This window comes from Streptomyces sp. NPDC004539 (assembly GCF_040610055.1).
Classification (GTDB): Bacteria; Actinomycetota; Actinomycetes; order Streptomycetales; family Streptomycetaceae; genus Streptomyces.
Genome location: NZ_JBEXLS010000015.1, coordinates 169,591 through 184,609, shown reverse-complemented (window position 1 = coordinate 184,609; position 15,019 = coordinate 169,591). Strand labels below are relative to the sequence as shown.

Genomic DNA, 15,019 nt, shown 5'->3' with positions numbered 1-15,019 from the left:
CTAGGAGACCCCCGCATGTCCCTCACCTTCCACTGGTTCCTGCCCACCAACGGCGACAGCCGCCATGTCGTCGGCGGCGGCCACGGCACCCCCGCGACCGCCTCCGGCCGGGACCGGCCGCCCACGGTCGCCTACCTCAGCCAGATCGGCCGCGCCGCCGAGGACCTGGGGTTCGTCGGCGCGCTCACCCCCACCGGCGCGTGGTGCGAGGACGCCTGGCTCACCACCGCCATGGTCAGCCAGCACACCGAGCGGCTGAAGTTCCTCGTCGCCTTCCGGCCCGGCTTCGTCTCACCGACGCTCGCCGCGCAGATGGCGTCCACGTTCCAGCGGCAGACCGGCGGACGGCTCCTGCTCAACGTCGTCACCGGCGGGGAGAGCCACGAGCAGCGGGCGTACGGGGACTTCCTCGACAAGGACGACCGCTACCGGCGCACCGGCGAGTTCCTCGAAGTCGTCCGGGCGCTGTGGACGGGGGAGTCCGTCGACCTCAAGGGGGAGCACCTGCGGGTCGAGGACGCGAAGCTCGCGCGGGTGCCCGACCCGGTACCGGAGGTGTACTTCGGGGGTTCCTCGCCGATCGCCGGGGAGATCGCCGCCAAGTATGTGGACGTGTATCTGACCTGGGGCGAGCCCCCGGCGCAGGTCGCCGAGAAGATCGCCTGGATCAAGGGGCTCGCTGCGAAGCACGGGCGGACCCTGCGGTTCGGCATCCGGCTGCACGTCATCACCCGGGACACCTCCGAGGCGGCCTGGGCCGAGGCGGACCGGCTGCTCGAAGGGTTCGACCCCGAGACGGTCGACGCCGTCCAGTCGGGACTGGCCCGCAGCGAGTCCGAGGGCCAGCAGCGGATGCTCGCCCTGCACGGCGGCAGCCGCGACGGACTGGAGATCCACCCCGGCCTCTGGGCCGGCATCGGCCTGGTCCGCGGCGGCGCCGGCACCGCCCTGGTCGGTTCCCACACCGAGGTGGCCGCCCTCATCAAGGAGTACGCGGCCATCGGCATCGAGGAGTTCGTCCTCTCCGGCTACCCGCACCTGGAGGAGGCGTACTGGTTCGGGGAGGGCGTCCTCCCGCTGCTGGCGGCGGAGGGTGTCTGGGAACACCCGTCCGGCAAGACCTCCGCCCCCTCGGCGCAGGTGCCGTTCGCCGGCTAGGCCGTGTCTGACAAAGGATCTTGGAGGGGCTCGCGGAGCCAGAGGATGAGTGCGGCGAGGTGGATTCCGGCTTTGTAACGGGCGGCGAGTTTGTCGAAGCGAGTGGCGATCGCGCGGAACTGCTTCAGACGGCCGAAGCAGCGCTCGACCACGTTGCGGGCTTTGTAGAGATCGCGATCGAAGGCCGGTGGTCTGCCGCCGGCCTTCCCTCGCCGCAAGCGGTTGGCCTTCTTGTCCGCCCGCTCCGGGATCACCGCCTGGATGCCCCGCCTGCGCAGAGCCTGGCGGATCGCCCGGGACGAGTACGCCTTGTCCGCGATGACCGCGTCAGGCTTGCGGCGGGGGCGTCCGGCACCGGCCCGGGGCACCCTGACGGCTCCCAGAACGGCGTCGAAGACGGTGGAGTCGTTGACGTTGCCCGGCGTGACAACGACGGCCAGGGGCAGGCCCCGGCCGTCGCAGACAAGGTGGACCTTGGTGGTCAGCCCGCCGCGGGACCGGCCCAGCGCCTGGCCAGCCGCCTCACATGCCGGATCTTCCAGTTCGTCCCCCGGTCCCGCCCCTTTTTGCGGGCACCGGCGGCGTGCTGATGAGCCCGGCTGATCGTGGAGTCGACCGACACCGTCCACTCCACCGCCCCGACGCAGTCGTCGCGGACCTGGACCTGCCCGAGCAGGCGGGCCCAGGTGCCGTCCGCCTCCCAGCGGGCGAACCGCTCATAAACGGTCTGCCACGGCCCATAGCGTTCCGGCAGGTCACGCCACGGAGCGCCTGTCCGCAACCGCCACAACACCCCGTTGATCACCTGCCGGTGATCCCGCCACGGCCGACCACGACCGTCAACACCAGGCAACAGGGGCGCTATCCGCTCCCATGCCGCATCCGTCAGCTCACCACGACCCACCACAAGATCAATTATCAGACAGGGCCTAGCGGGGCCCCAGTTCCGTGAGGACGTCGAAGTCCAGGCCGTCCGCGCGGGCGAGGTAGATGCGCTGGCGGACGTGGCTGCCTTCGAGGCGGAGGAGGCCGCGGGCGCCTTCGTAGGAGACGGTGGGGGCGGTGGCGCCGATGCGGGTCATGTCGTGGGTGCCGGCGTTGCGCAGCAGGGCGGCCAGGAGGAGGACGCCCTCGTAGCAGGACTCGCCGAGACTGCCGGGGGAGGGGGCGTCCAGGCCGAAGCGGTGGGCGTAGCGGCCGTGGAAGTCGAGGGTGTCGGCGGTGGCGAGGGAGGTGAAGAAACCGGCGGTGCTGTACAGGTCGGAGGTGGCCGAGGGGCCGCTGGCCAGCAGCATGTTCTCGTCCATCAGGGTGCTCAGGCGCAGACAGCGCGCGTCGAGGCCGTACGCGGCGAAGGCACGGTTGAAACGGACCGCGTCGGTGCCGACGAGGAGCATCAGGACGCCGTCCGCGTCGGAGCGCTCGATACGGCGCAGGACCGACGCGAAGTCGTGGGTGCCCAGGGGCAGATACGCCTCGCCGATCACCCGTGAACCGGTCCCGCGGGCGTACGTGTGCGCCGCGCGGGCCGTGCGCCGGGGCCAGACGTAGTCGTTGCCGACGACGAACCAGCGCCGCACCCGCCGCTCCCCGGCGAGCAGGACCATCGCCGGACACAGCTGGTCACGCGGCGTCTCGCTGGTCAGGAAGACCCCGGCGCGGTCCTCGCCGCCCTCGTACAGCGCGGTGTACACGTACGGCACCCGGTGGGCGATGCGCGGCGCGAGGGCCTGGCGCACGGAGGAGATGTGCCAGCCGGTGACCCCCTGCACGGCCCCGGAGTCCACCAGCGCCTCGACCTGGTCGGCGACCTCGCGGGGCGCCGCGCCCCCGTCGACCGGGATCAGCCGCAGCTCCCGCCCGAGCACCCCGCCCGCCCGGTTGACCTCCTCGGCGGCGAGCCCCGCGCACAGCTCACAGGCGGGTCCGAAGATCCCGCCGGGCCCCTGCAAGGGGAAGACGAGGGCCACACCGAATACGGAGGCGTCGGGGAACATGGCGCCATGGTCGCGGGTCCGTACGGCGAACTCCAGTGCGTCTCATACGATGTACACACCTCGGAGCTAGGAGCAGGATGCCGACCTCGTCCGCCCGCCGCCCCAACGACCTGATACGCCTGCTCACCCGGGCCGAACGGCTGGCCGCCCGCCGGCTCCAGAGCGCCCTGGACGAGGAGGGCTGCTCGCTGGACGCCTGGCGGGTGCTGTCCCTCCTCGCGGACGACTCGGGCCATCACATGTCGGCGATCGCCGAGGCCGCCTTCCTCCCGCCCCCGACGCTCACGAAACTCGTCGACCAGCTCGTCGACCAGAACCTCGTCCACCGCCGCGTCGACCCGCACGACCGGCGCCGCATCCTCGCCCACCTCACCCCGCGCGGGCGCGAGTACGCGCGCCGCGTCGACCGCGCCGTCCGCGCGGACTGGCCCGCCCTCGGCGAGGGCGACGAGGAACTGCTGAAGGCGCTCCTGGAACGCCTCGCGGAGACCGTGGACGGCACCACGCGCGTGTGATCGCGCCGTGGCCCAAAGTAGTCGTACGGCCCGGGAATGCTGGACGCGAACCGATAGTTGCTATATACATCTGATCCACGAGCATCAGCTGCTCCCCGAGCATCAGTCCCTCTACGCGAGCGAGGCACCACCGTGACCACCGCCACCCCCGAGCAGGCCGCCGACGTCGTCACCCGGCTCCGGGCCACCTTCCGCACCGGCCGCACCAAGCCCGTCGAGTGGCGTACGACGCAACTGCGCCGCCTGCGCGAGATGCTCACGGCGAAGGGCGACGACCTCGCCGCCGCCCTCCACACCGACCTCGGCAAGAGCAGCACCGAGTCCTACCGCACCGAGATCGACTTCACCGTCCGCGAGATCGACCACACCCTCGACCACCTCGCCGACTGGCTGCGCCCCGAACCCGCCCCGGTCCCCGCCCACCTCGGCTCCGACGCGACCGCCCGCACGCAGTACGACCCGCTCGGCGTCGTCCTGGTCATCGCCCCCTGGAACTACCCGGCCCAGCTCCTGCTGGCCCCGCTCGTCGGCGCCCTCGCCGCCGGCAACGCGGTCGTCGTCAAGCCCAGCGAACTCGCCCCCGCGACCTCCGCGGCCCTGGCCCGCCTGCTGCCCGCGTACCTGGACACCGACGCGGTCGCCGTCGTCGAGGGCGGCATCCCCGAGACCACCGCGCTGCTCGCCGAGAAGTTCGACCACATCTTCTACACCGGCAACGGCGCCGTCGGCCGGATCGTCCTGCGCGCCGCCGCCGAGCACCTCACCCCGGTCACCCTCGAACTCGGCGGCAAGTCCCCGGCGTTCGTCGACTCCACCGCCGACCTCAAGACCGTCGCCGGCCGCCTCGCGCGCGGCAAGTTCCTCAACGCCGGCCAGACCTGCGTCGCCCCCGACTACGTCCTCACCGACCCGGCGACCGCCGCCGCCCTGGAACCCCTCCTCGCGAGCGCCGTCGAGGAGACGTACGGCGCCGACCCCCAGCAGTCCGGCGAGTACGGGCGGATCGTCAACGAACGCCACTTCGACCGGCTCACCGGTCTCCTCGACTCCGGCCGCACGGTCGTCGGCGGCACCCACGACCGGGCGGACAAGTACATCGCGCCGACCGTCCTCGCCGACGTCGACCCCGGCTCGCCCGTCATGGGGGAGGAGATCTTCGGCCCGATCCTGCCGATCGTCACCGTCGACGGCCTCGACGAGGCCCTCGCGTTCATCAACGACCGCGACAAGCCCCTCGCCCTGTACGTCTTCTCCGAGTCCGCCGAGACCCGCGGCCGCATCGCCGCCGAGACCTCCTCCGGCGGCCTCGGCTACGGCCTCCCCCTCGCCCACCTCACCGTCTCCGACCTGCCCTTCGGCGGCGTCGGCGAGAGCGGCATGGGCAGCTACCACGGCCGCTACTCCATCGAGACGTTCAGCCACCGCAAGGCGATCCTGGACAAGCCGCTCGGCTGAACCGCGCGGCCCGGCCCTGTGCGAGACTCCCCCGATGACCACAGCGAAGATCACGGCGGCGGCCTCCGGCACCTGGACCCTCGGCGACCTCACCGTCAACCGCGTCGGCTTCGGAGCGATGCGGCTGACGGGCAGCGCCGCCTTCCACCTCGGCACCCCCAGCGACCGTGACCGCTCGATCGCCGTGCTGCGCGAGGCGGTCGACCTCGGCGTCGACCACATCGACACGGCCGCCTTCTACTTCTCCGCCCTGCGCTCGGCCAACGAACTCATCAACAGCGCGCTCGCGCCGTACGCCGACGACCTGGTCATCGCCGTGAAGGTCGGCCCGTTCCGCGACTGGGCGGGGGAATGGGGCACTTCGGCCCGCCCCGAGGACCTGCGCGCCCATGTCGAGGAGAACCTGCGGCAGTTGGGCCGCGACCACCTCGACCTCGTCTACCTGCGCCGGATGCGCCAGGATTCCATCGCCGAACACTTCGGCGCGCTCGCGGAGTTGAGGGACGCGGGCCTGATCCGCAACCTCGGCGTCTCGGACGTGGAACCCCGGCACCTGGCGGAGGCGCGCGAGATCGCCCCCGTCGTGAGCGTCCAGAACCGCTTCGGCCTCGGCGGCGGCGACGAGGCCACGGCCGAGGTCCTGCGCCTGTGCGGCGAGTCCGGCATCGCCTTCGTGCCGTTCTTCGCCATCGCGGGCGACGCCGGACCCCAGGGCGCGACCGCCGACCACGACGACGCCGTACGGGACATCGCCGCCGCCCACGAGGTGAGCCCCGCGCAGATCCGGCTCGCCTGGACCCTCGCCCAGGGCGAGCACGTCCTCGCCATCCCCGGCACCGGCAACCCCGCCCACCTGGCCGAGAACATCGCGGCGGGCGCCCTGCGGCTGACCGAGGGCGAGCTGGCCCGACTCCAGGAGGCCCACCGTAAAGTGGCGGGGTGAATGGTGACTCCGTGACGCTGCGACCGGTCCGCGAGGACGACCTCCCGGTCCTGGAGGCGTTCCTGGTCGACGCCGAACTCACCGGCCCCTTCCAGTGGTTCGGCTGGGCCGACCCCGCGCGGTTCCGGCGCCGCTGGGCCGAGAACGGCATGCTCACCGACGACGGCGGCCACCTCACCGTGGCCGCCGACGAGGAACCCGTCGGCTTCGTCGCCTGGCACAAGGCCGGCGTCACCCGCGCCGCCCACCACTGGAACATCGGCATCCAGCTCCGCCCCGACGCCTGCGGACGCGGCATCGGCACCGAGGCCCAACGCCTCCTGGTGCGCCACCTGTTCGCCCACAGCACCGCCCAACGCGTCGAAGCGGACACGGACATCGAGAACGTCGCCGAACAACGCGCCCTGGAGAAGCTCGGGTTCACCCGCGAGGGCGTCCTGCGCAGCGCCGCCTTCCGCGACGGCCACTGGCGCGACCTCGTCCGCTACAGCCTGCTGCGCGACGACCCGCGCCCCTGACCCGCCAGCCACACCCCGTCCCGCATCAGATGCCGGCGCGGCAGCTCCCGCTGCTCGCACCACGCCTGCACCTCCAGCGGCCGGACCCGGAAGTACCCGTACGACGCCGCGTCCCCGCGCGGGTCCCACCCGGTCTTCGCCAGGAACGCCAGCGCGGCGTCCTCCGGGACGGTCTCCCGGGTGTACGAGTCGACCTCGCCGTCCAGCAGCACGACGTCCCGCGTGTCGCCGAGCGCCAGCCGGGCGCGGGCGCCGTCGCGCAGGTTGCGGCCGGTCGGGTTCGTGAAGCGGGTCGCCAGCCACAGGCACTCGTCGTGCCACACGAACCAGAGGGCCACGAGACACGGCACCCCGTCCGCCCCCGCCGTCGCCACCCAGATGTCCGCCTCCCGTTCCAGCCGGGCCAGTACGTCCCGCCTGCGCCGTTCGAAGTCCCGGACCGGTTCGGTGATCGTCATGCCCGGAACGTATCCGGGCGGGGCGCGCGCCCGCCTCGGGCGCGGGGCGGGGCACAGGTCGGTCCCGGGCCCTAGATCCCGGGACCGACGGCTTCCGGAGCACCCCGGGAAGAGGATTGGCGTCCGGTGCGTTTTACGTATAACCTCATCCGCTAACCAGCCCGGTCGATCTTCCCGAAAGGCCCCGATGTCCCGCATCGCCCTGGTCACCCTCGTCGTCGACGACTACGACGAGGCGATCCGCTTCTACACCGACGCCCTCGGCTTCCGCCTCGCCGAGGACGAGCCCCGCCCCGACGGCTCGCGGTGGGTCGTGGTCGAACCGGGCGACGGCGGCACGGCCCTGCTGCTGGCCCGCGCCAAGGACGACGCCCAGTCCGCCCGGGTGGGCGACCAGACCGGCGGCCGGGTCGGCTTCTTCCTCCACACCGACGACTTCGCCCGCGACCACGCCCGGATGAGCGCGGCGGGTGTCACCTTCCTGGAGGCCCCGCGCCACGAACCGTACGGATCGGTGGCCGTCTTCCAGGACCTGTACGGAAACCGCTGGGACCTGCTCCAGCCGAAGGGCTGAGCGGGGACGGGGGCCGCGGCGGGCGCCCGTGACGGAGGGCCTCGCCCTTCCGCCGAGGCTCACCCACCGAGGCTCACCCGCCAAGACGGCCACCCGCCGACACCGCCACCCACCGACCGGCCCCGGCGCGCGCCGCCGACGCCGATCGCCCGCACCACCCCTCGTCCGCCGAAGGCCCCCGGCGCCCGCCCGCATCGCCGCCGCCCACGGCACCCCCGCACCGACTCCGACCAAGGGAACCCCTCACCATGACCACTACGCGCGTAGACCCCGCCATGATCCGCACCCTCCCCAAGGCCGTCCTCCACGACCACCTCGACGGCGGCCTGCGCCCCGCGACCCTCGTGGAGCTGGCCGCGGAGGTCGGCCACACCCTCCCCACGACCGACCCCGACGCCCTCGCCGCCTGGTTTTTCGAGGCCGCGAACTCCGGTGACCTGGTCCGCTACATCGCCACCTTCGACCACACCCTCGCCGTCATGCAGTCCCGCGAGGGCCTGCTGAGGGTCGCCGAGGAGTACGTCCTCGACCTGGCCGCCGACGGCGTCGTCTACGCCGAGGTGCGGTACGCGCCCGAGCTGAACACGCGCGGCGGGCTGACCATGCGCGAGGTCGTCGAGACCGTCCAGGAGGGGCTGGCCGCCGGGATGGCGAAGGCCGCCGCCGCCGGGACGCCCGTGCGGGTCGGCACGCTGCTGTGCGGCATGCGGATGTTCGACCGCGTCCGCGAGGCCGCCGACCTGGCCGTCGCCTACCGGGACGCGGGGGTCGTCGGCTTCGACATCGCCGGCGCCGAGGCGGGCTTCCCGGCCGCCGACCACGCCGAGGCGTTCGCGCACCTGCGCGGCGAGAACGTGCCGTTCACGATCCACGCGGGCGAGGCGGACGGCCTGACCAGCATCCACCAGGCCCTCCAGACCTGCGGGGCGCAGCGCGTCGGGCACGGCGTGCGGATCACGGACGACATCCCCGACCTCGGCGCGGGCAAGCTCGGCCGCCTCGCCGGCTGGGTCCGCGACCGGCGGATCGCCCTGGAGATGTGCCCCACCTCCAACCTCCAGACCGGCGCCGCGACCTCCATCGCCGAACACCCGATCACCGCGCTGAAGCGCCTCGGCTTCCGCGTCACCCTCAACACGGACAACCGTCTCGTGTCGGGGACGACGATGACGCGCGAGATGTCCCTCCTCGTCGAGCAGGCCGGCTGGACCACCGCCGACCTGCGCGACGTGACGGTCAACGCCCTCAAGAGCGCGTTCGTCCCGTTCGACGAGCGCACCAGGCTGATCGAGGACGTCGTCCTGCCGGGCTACTCCTCCGCGCTCTGAATCATCCCGCGCAGATAGGCCGCCTGGCCGGCGTGCTCCAGGTCGTCCGCGAGCACGCTCACCAGGCGCACCCCGAGGCTGACCGGCGGGTCCCAGCGGATGTCGACGATCCGCTCCAGATCCTCCGCGTCGACCGTGGCCAGCGCCTCCAGCGTCTGTTCGTGGACGGCGTCGTAGTAGCCGGTCAGCAGGTTCGCCCCCGCCACCCGTACCTTCCCGACCTGCTCGGGGCCGTGCCCGTAGCCGGTGTCGTGCACGGGCAGGTCGAGGCCGAAGAGCTTCTCCCAGCCCTGCGCGTGCCACACCTGCTCCAGGCCGAACGCGTCGGCGACATGGTCGTCCTGGACGCGCGTGAGATGCCAGATCAGCCAGGCCACCGAGTTGGCCTGGGGGGTCGGCCGGTGGTTGAGGCCGTCCGCGTCGAGGTCGGCGACCGCCGCGTGGACCTCTTCCCGGATGCGGCCGTACCCGTCGATGAGAATGTCCTTCGCATGCATACGACCACCATGCCCCGCCCGGGCCTCAGGCGCCCCCGGTTTCGAGCAACCCCATGAGGGCCCGCGCCGCCGGGCTCGCCGCCCCGTCCGGCGGCAGCAGTGCCACCGTCTCGTAGCCCCGCTCCCCGGACCCCTTCAGCGGCAGCGCGGCGAGCGCGGGCCGCTTGTGCCGGAAGTGCCGGGGGACGACGGCCACCCCGAGGTTCTCGTCGATCAGGTCGAGGAGGCTGTGCACGTCGTTGACCTCCAGCGCGACCGTCCGCCGCACCCCCGCCTGCGCGAACGCGGCGTCGGTCGCCCGGCGCGGCCCCCAGTCGGGATGGAAGTCCACGAACACCTCCTCGCCGACGTCCTCGCAGCTCAGCGCCGCCCCCGCCGCCGCGAGCCGGTGCTCCGGATGACAGAGCACGTACATCGGCTCCACCGCCAGCGACACCGACCGCAGCTGATCCGTGTCGTCCTGCGTCCGGTAGGCGAACGCCAGGTCCAGCCGCCCCGCCGCGACCTCCTCCGCGAGCGCCGTCGACCCGAACTGCCGCAACCGCACCTCGACGTCCGGATGCGTACGGCGGAACGCGGCGAGCAGACCCGGCGGGTGGACGCCCGCGATGCACTGTTCGGCGCCCACCGCGAGGGTGCCGCGCAGGACGCCCTGGACGGCGGCCACCGCCTCGTGCGCGGAGCGGACCTGCGCGAGGACGCGCTCCGCCTCCGTCAGCAGCGCCCGGCCCGCCTCCGTCAGCGTCACCCTGCGGGTCGTCCGCACGAACAGCGGGGCGCGCAGCTCCCGCTCCAGGGCCCTGATCGACGCCGACAGGCCGGACTGGGAGACCATGAGGCGTTCGGCGGCCCGGGTGAAGTGCTGGTCCTCGGCGACCGCGACGAAGTGCTGGAGATGGCGCAGTTCCATGACTGAGAAGCGTAGTCGCTGAATTCCATCGGATTCTTCTGTTGGACCTCTGTCCGCAGGTCGACGAAGGTGGACATCGCTCGAAAGCTGTGCCTCACCCCTCTGATGGAGTCGCGTTGTCCTACACCGCACACCCCGACCGCTACGCGGACATGCCCTACCGCCGCTCCGGACGCAGCGGCCTGAAGCTCCCGGCGCTGTCGCTCGGCCTGTGGCACAACTTCGGCCCGGACCGCTCGGTCGAGACGCAGCGCGCGATCCTGCGCCGCGCCTTCGACCTCGGCGTCACCCACTTCGACCTCGCCAACAACTACGGCCCGCCGCCCGGCGCCGCCGAGTCCGCGTTCGGCGAGTTCCTCAAGGGCGACCTCGCCCCCTACCGCGACGAGATGATCATCTCGACGAAGGCCGGCTACCTGATGTGGCCCGGCCCGTACGGCGAGTGGGGCTCCCGGAAGTACCTGCTGTCGTCGCTGGACCAGTCCCTCAAGCGGATGGGCCTCGACTACGTCGACATCTTCTACTCGCACCGCCCCGACCCCGACACCCCGCTCGAAGAGACCATGGGCGCGCTGCACTCCGCGGTCCAGCAGGGCAAGGCGCTGTACGTCGGTGTCTCCAACTACTCCGCCGAACAGACCCGCGAGGCCGCCCGCATCCTCGGCGAGCTGGGCACCCCGCTGCTGATCCACCAGCCCCGCTACTCGATGCTGGACCGGCGCCCGGAGTCCGGCGGCCTGCTGGACGCGCTCGACGAGCTCCAGGTCGGCTCGATCGTCTTCTCCCCGCTGGAGCAGGGCGTCCTGTCCTCCCGCTACCTGAACGGCATCCCGGAGGGCTCCCGCGCGGCGAGCGACAGCCCGTTCCTGAACTCCGACGCCCTCACCGAGGACCTCGTCGCCAAGCTCCGCGCGCTGGACGAGGTCGCCGCCGAGCGCGGCCAGACCCTCGCCCAGCTCGCCCTGGCCTGGGTGCTGCGCGGCGGCCGGGTCACCTCCGCCCTCGTCGGCGCGAGCAGCGCCCAGCAGATCGAGGACAGCGTCGGCGCCCTCGCGAACCTGGAGTTCGAGGACGCCGAGCTGGCCCGGATCGACAAGATCGTGAACGGCTGAAGAGCACGGCCGTGGCGCCGCCGCCGCTTCGCGCGGTGGCGGCGCTGACGCACGGTGTCAGAGCGCCCCGTCCGGCACCCGGTCCAGGAAGCCGAGGACGGCAACGATTCGGCCGTCCTCGGCGAGAGTGACGACATCCGATCCGGCCACGGGAGCCGTACCGTCCGCTTCGTTCACCAGCTCCCACGAGAAGCGGACGGTGTGGTGGTGTCCGTCCGCCGTTCCGGTGGGCCGGAGGACGAATCCCGGGAACTGCTCGTGCGCGGCGGCGATCACCGCGGTGACGCCCGCGTGGCCGCTGACGTCGGCGAGCGGGTCCGTGTAGCCGCCCCCTTCCGTCCAGGCCGCGGCGACCGCCTTCGCACGGGCCTCGGGGTCACGGGCGTTCCAAGCCTCGAAGTAACGGGTGACGGCGATGTCGTGACGCTCGGTGTGCGCGGACATGGGAAATCAGCCCCCGGAGAGGTCGTCGTGGCTGGTCGGGACCCGGATCGCGATCCGGTGAGCCCTACTGTGCCCGCGCGGCTCCCCGGGGTCGATTACCTCCGAGGTCATGACGGGAGCCCCGGCCGCCCTGCGCATTCCGGCCAAGCCGGGCGCCGAATATGCCAGGAGACTGGCTGGAAAGACGTGGTGACAGTGTTTTAGAAGTGAACATACTCGTCGTCATGGGTAGCTCACTCTCAGGTACCGCTTAGGAAGCGAGGCGACCCGCCCGGCAGCCTAGCGACGGGGGAGAGGGACGTGCACGACGAATTCCTGTGCCATGTCACCGCGTACGGAGTCTGCGACGGACGGCGCATCGGCGTACCGCTCGGCACCTACCGCGCGCCCACGCTCGCGCTGGCCCTGTGGTGGCTGCGCGACCGGGCCTCCTGGATCGCCGAGCGTTTAGATCCTCAGCCGGAGGGCGGAGTGGTCCCGCCGGGCGCCCTAGTCCCCGTGGCCCACACCGTCCCCGACGTCCCCGGAGCGCTGCGCGCGTGGTGCGCCGACATGGGCCAACAGGAGCTGGTGGCCGACGAGTTGGCGGTCGGCCGGCTGGTCCGGATCGCGCTGAGCGACGAGACCACCGAGTACGAACTCCTCGCGGAGTCGGTGGACGCGCTGAGGATGCAGCGGACGATCCCGGCGCTCGTGCTGCCGGTCGGCTGACGGCTCCCCGGCCTGCCCTCGCCGGGCGCACGGATGGGTCAATCGTTAGAATTCGGGCATGGCGGAGCCGTCGGTCGTCCCGACCGCACCCGACCTCGTGCTGGAGACCGAGACGGGCTCCACCGTGCTGACCCCGGCCCACGCCTACCACGTCGGCCGCGACCCCCTCAGCGACATCGTCCTCGACGACTCCCGGGTCTCCTGGCACCACGCGGTCCTGCGCCCCGCCGGCGACCACTGGCGGGTCGAGGACGAGCACAGCACCAACGGCACCTGGACCGACGGCCACCGGGTCCACGCCGAGGACGTCGGCCCCGGCAGCGTCCTGTGCTTCGGCGGCCCCGACGACGGCCCCCACGCCCGCCTCACCGCCGTCCACCGCACCACCGCCTTCCGCAGGCCCACCGCCGTGCACCGGCTGCCCGCCCGGACCGTGCGGATCGGGCGCGCGGCCGACAACGACCTGGTGCTGGACGACCTCGTCGTCTCCCGGCACCACGCCGAGCTGCGGGCGCTGCCCGACGGGACGCACGAGATCGTCGACCTGGGCAGCCACAACGGCACGTACCTGAACGGCGGCCCCGTCGCCCGCGCCGCCGTGGGACCGGACGACGTCGTCGGCATCGGGCACTCCGCGTTCCGCCTGGCGGACGGCAGGCTCCAGGAATACACCGACACCGGCGAGGTCTCCCTCGACGTCCAGGACCTCACCGTCACCCTCGGCGACGGCCGCGTCCTCCTCGACCACGTCTCCTTCCCCGTCGGCGAGAGGTGCCTCCTCGCGGTCGTCGGCCCGAGCGGCGCCGGGAAGTCCACGCTCCTGGGCGCCCTCACCGGCCAGCGCCCCGCCGACCACGGCACCGTCGGCTACGACGGCCGCGACCTCTACCGGGACTACGCCGAACTGCGCCAGCGCATCGGACTCGTCCCGCAGGACGACATCCTGCACGCCCAGCTCACCGTCCGCGCCGCCCTCACCTACGCCGCCGAACTCCGCTTCCCCGAGGACACCGCGAAGGCCGAACGCCGGGCCCGCGTCACCGAGGTGATCCACGAACTCGGCCTCGACCAGCGCGCCGACCAGCCCGTGCACAGCCTCTCCGGCGGCCAGCGCAAACGCGTCAGCGTCGCCCTGGAACTCCTCACGAAACCCTCCCTGCTCTTCCTCGACGAACCCACCTCGGGCCTCGACCCCGGCATGGACCGCTCGGTGATGCACATGCTGCGCGGCCTCGCCGACGACGGCCGCACCGTCATCGTCGTCACCCACTCCGTCCTCAGCCTCGACGTCTGCGACCGCCTCCTCGTCCTCGCCCCCGGCGGCCGGACCGCCTACTACGGCCCGCCCGAGGACGCCCTCGGCTACTTCGGCGCCGAACAGTGGCCGGAGGTCTTCGAACACCTCGAACAGGACCGGGACTGGGCGGGGGAGTACCGGCTCTCCCCGCTGCACCGCCGCTACGTCCAGGACGCCTCCGCCCAGCCCCGGCTGCCCGGCGGGGCTCCCGTCAGCGTCCCGCCCCCGCCCCGGCCGCGCGGCCGGACCGCCCAGCTCTCCACCCTGTGCCGCCGTTACACCGCCGCCCTCTCCTCCGACCGCACCTTCCTCGCCGTCATGATCGCCCTCCCGTTCGTCATGGGCGGCATGGCCCGCGCTCTCGCCGGCGGGCGGCTCACCGAGAAGACGGCGATGAACGCGCTGCTCATCCTGTGCGTCGGAGGCGTCCTCACCGGCGCCGCCAACGCCGTCCGCGAACTCGTCAAGGAACGCGGCATCTACCGGCGCGAGCGGGCCGTCGGACTGTCCAGGGGCGCCTACCTGATGTCCAAGGTGGTCGTCCTGGGAACGGTCACCGTCCTCCAGGCCGTCGTCCTCACGCTCGTCGGGCTGCTCGGCGTCGACCTCGGGGCGCCCGGCGGGAAAGGCGTCCTCACGCATCCCCTGGTCGAGATCACCCTCGCCGTCACCCTCCTCTCGTTCACCGCGATGACCCTCGGGCTGCTGGTCTCCGCGCTGGTCCGCAAGGAGGAGGTGACCATGCCGCTGCTGGTGCTCCTCGCCATCGTCCAAGTCGTGTTCTGCGGCGCCCTCCTGGAGCTGAACGGGGTGCCCGTGCTGGAGCAGCTCGCCTGGATCGTGCCCTCTCGCTGGGCCCTCGCCGCGATGGCCTCGACCCTCGACCTCGGCCGGATCGTCCCCGCCGACCCGCTCTACGAGCACAGCGCGGGCGTCTGGCTCCTCGACGTCGGCATGCTCGTCGTCCTCGCCGCGCTCTTCCTGTTCGGCGTCTCCCGCCTCCTGCGCCGGCACGAGCCGGCGATCATGCGGAAGTAGGGCGGTGACCGTGGACGGCCCGACCGTGAACGCCTCCCGCCCCGAACCGGGCGTCTTCCGGCCC

At 72.5% G+C, this 15,019-nt stretch carries 16 protein-coding genes; 10 read left to right on the top strand and 6 right to left on the bottom strand.

The window, feature by feature from the left end:
• Positions 1 to 15: 15 nt before the first annotated feature.
• Complete coding sequence (locus ABZX85_RS28985; protein ID WP_355874603.1) at positions 16 to 1,158, top strand: LLM class flavin-dependent oxidoreductase; 1,143 nt, start codon at positions 16 to 18, stop codon at positions 1,156 to 1,158.
• On the opposite strand, the gene ABZX85_RS28980 is transcribed toward ABZX85_RS28985, so the two are convergent.
• Positions 1,155 to 2,062, bottom strand: a protein-coding gene (locus ABZX85_RS28980) for an IS5 family transposase (protein ID WP_355874600.1) whose coding sequence is annotated in 2 segments (ribosomal slippage) — positions 1,155 to 1,711 and positions 1,711 to 2,062 — 909 coding nt in all. Because the reading frame shifts where the segments join, the coding sequence is not laid out codon by codon here. The genes ABZX85_RS28985 and ABZX85_RS28980 overlap by 4 nt on opposite strands.
• A 25-nt stretch (positions 2,063 to 2,087) precedes the next feature.
• Positions 2,088 to 3,155 (bottom strand): substrate-binding domain-containing protein, encoded by a 1,068-nt coding sequence (locus ABZX85_RS28975; protein ID WP_355874598.1) that lies wholly within the window; start codon positions 3,153 to 3,155, stop codon positions 2,088 to 2,090.
• Between the two features lie 77 nt (positions 3,156 to 3,232).
• On the opposite strand from ABZX85_RS28975, the gene ABZX85_RS28970 reads away from it, so the two are divergent.
• The 4 genes from ABZX85_RS28970 to ABZX85_RS28955 all read left to right on the top strand — a co-directional run bounded on the left by ABZX85_RS28970 (position 3,233) and on the right by ABZX85_RS28955 (position 6,586).
• Positions 3,233 to 3,670, top strand: coding sequence for a MarR family transcriptional regulator (locus tag ABZX85_RS28970; RefSeq protein WP_355874595.1), 438 nt, complete (start codon positions 3,233 to 3,235; stop codon positions 3,668 to 3,670).
• A 132-nt stretch (positions 3,671 to 3,802) separates the two neighbouring features.
• Positions 3,803 to 5,125 (top strand): aldehyde dehydrogenase family protein, encoded by a 1,323-nt coding sequence (locus ABZX85_RS28965; RefSeq protein WP_355874593.1) that lies wholly within the window; start codon positions 3,803 to 3,805, stop codon positions 5,123 to 5,125.
• Positions 5,126 to 5,159: 34 nt separating this feature from the next.
• A complete protein-coding gene (locus ABZX85_RS28960) occupies positions 5,160 to 6,068 on the top strand; it encodes an aldo/keto reductase (protein WP_355874590.1) in 909 nt (302 codons plus the stop codon).
• Positions 6,069 to 6,079: 11 nt separating this feature from the next.
• The gene (locus ABZX85_RS28955) at positions 6,080 to 6,586 is read left to right on the top strand and encodes a GNAT family protein (protein ID WP_355874587.1); all 507 of its coding nucleotides are present in this window, start codon (positions 6,080 to 6,082) and stop codon (positions 6,584 to 6,586) included.
• Here the strand turns inward: ABZX85_RS28955 and ABZX85_RS28950 are convergent.
• A complete protein-coding gene (locus tag ABZX85_RS28950) occupies positions 6,553 to 7,044 on the bottom strand; it encodes a pyridoxamine 5'-phosphate oxidase family protein (RefSeq protein WP_355874584.1) in 492 nt (163 codons plus the stop codon). The two genes, ABZX85_RS28955 and ABZX85_RS28950, sit on opposite strands and share 34 nt — an antisense overlap.
• 187 nt (positions 7,045 to 7,231) lie before the next feature.
• Here ABZX85_RS28950 and ABZX85_RS28945 point away from each other — a divergent pair, with 187 nt between their 5' ends.
• Positions 7,232 to 7,618: a VOC family protein gene (locus ABZX85_RS28945; protein WP_355874582.1), complete on the top strand. Its 387-nt coding sequence runs from the start codon at positions 7,232 to 7,234 to the stop codon at positions 7,616 to 7,618.
• Positions 7,619 to 7,866: 248 nt separating this feature from the next.
• Positions 7,867 to 8,946: an adenosine deaminase gene (locus ABZX85_RS28940; RefSeq protein ID WP_355874579.1), complete on the top strand. Its 1,080-nt coding sequence runs from the start codon at positions 7,867 to 7,869 to the stop codon at positions 8,944 to 8,946.
• On the opposite strand, the gene ABZX85_RS28935 is transcribed toward ABZX85_RS28940, so the two are convergent.
• The gene (locus ABZX85_RS28935) at positions 8,928 to 9,443 is read right to left on the bottom strand and encodes a DUF664 domain-containing protein (RefSeq protein ID WP_355874576.1); all 516 of its coding nucleotides are present in this window, start codon (positions 9,441 to 9,443) and stop codon (positions 8,928 to 8,930) included. The genes ABZX85_RS28940 and ABZX85_RS28935 overlap by 19 nt on opposite strands.
• Positions 9,444 to 9,468: 25 nt before the next feature.
• Positions 9,469 to 10,353 (bottom strand): LysR substrate-binding domain-containing protein, encoded by an 885-nt coding sequence (locus tag ABZX85_RS28930; RefSeq protein WP_355874575.1) that lies wholly within the window; start codon positions 10,351 to 10,353, stop codon positions 9,469 to 9,471.
• 116 nt (positions 10,354 to 10,469) lie between these two features.
• Here ABZX85_RS28930 and mgrA point away from each other — a divergent pair, with 116 nt between their 5' ends.
• Complete coding sequence (gene mgrA, locus ABZX85_RS28925) at positions 10,470 to 11,465, top strand: L-glyceraldehyde 3-phosphate reductase (RefSeq protein WP_355874572.1); 996 nt, start codon at positions 10,470 to 10,472, stop codon at positions 11,463 to 11,465.
• A 57-nt stretch (positions 11,466 to 11,522) separates the two neighbouring features.
• Here mgrA and ABZX85_RS28920 read toward each other — a convergent pair whose 3' ends face one another.
• Positions 11,523 to 11,909 (bottom strand): nuclear transport factor 2 family protein, encoded by a 387-nt coding sequence (locus tag ABZX85_RS28920; protein WP_355874569.1) that lies wholly within the window; start codon positions 11,907 to 11,909, stop codon positions 11,523 to 11,525.
• 300 nt (positions 11,910 to 12,209) lie between these two features.
• Between ABZX85_RS28920 and ABZX85_RS28915 the strand changes: the two genes are divergently transcribed.
• Complete coding sequence (locus ABZX85_RS28915; protein ID WP_355874566.1) at positions 12,210 to 12,620, top strand: hypothetical protein; 411 nt, start codon at positions 12,210 to 12,212, stop codon at positions 12,618 to 12,620.
• A 58-nt stretch (positions 12,621 to 12,678) separates the two neighbouring features.
• Positions 12,679 to 14,955 (top strand): FHA domain-containing protein, encoded by a 2,277-nt coding sequence (locus tag ABZX85_RS28910; protein WP_355874564.1) that lies wholly within the window; start codon positions 12,679 to 12,681, stop codon positions 14,953 to 14,955.
• The last annotated feature ends 64 nt before the right edge of the window (positions 14,956 to 15,019 follow it).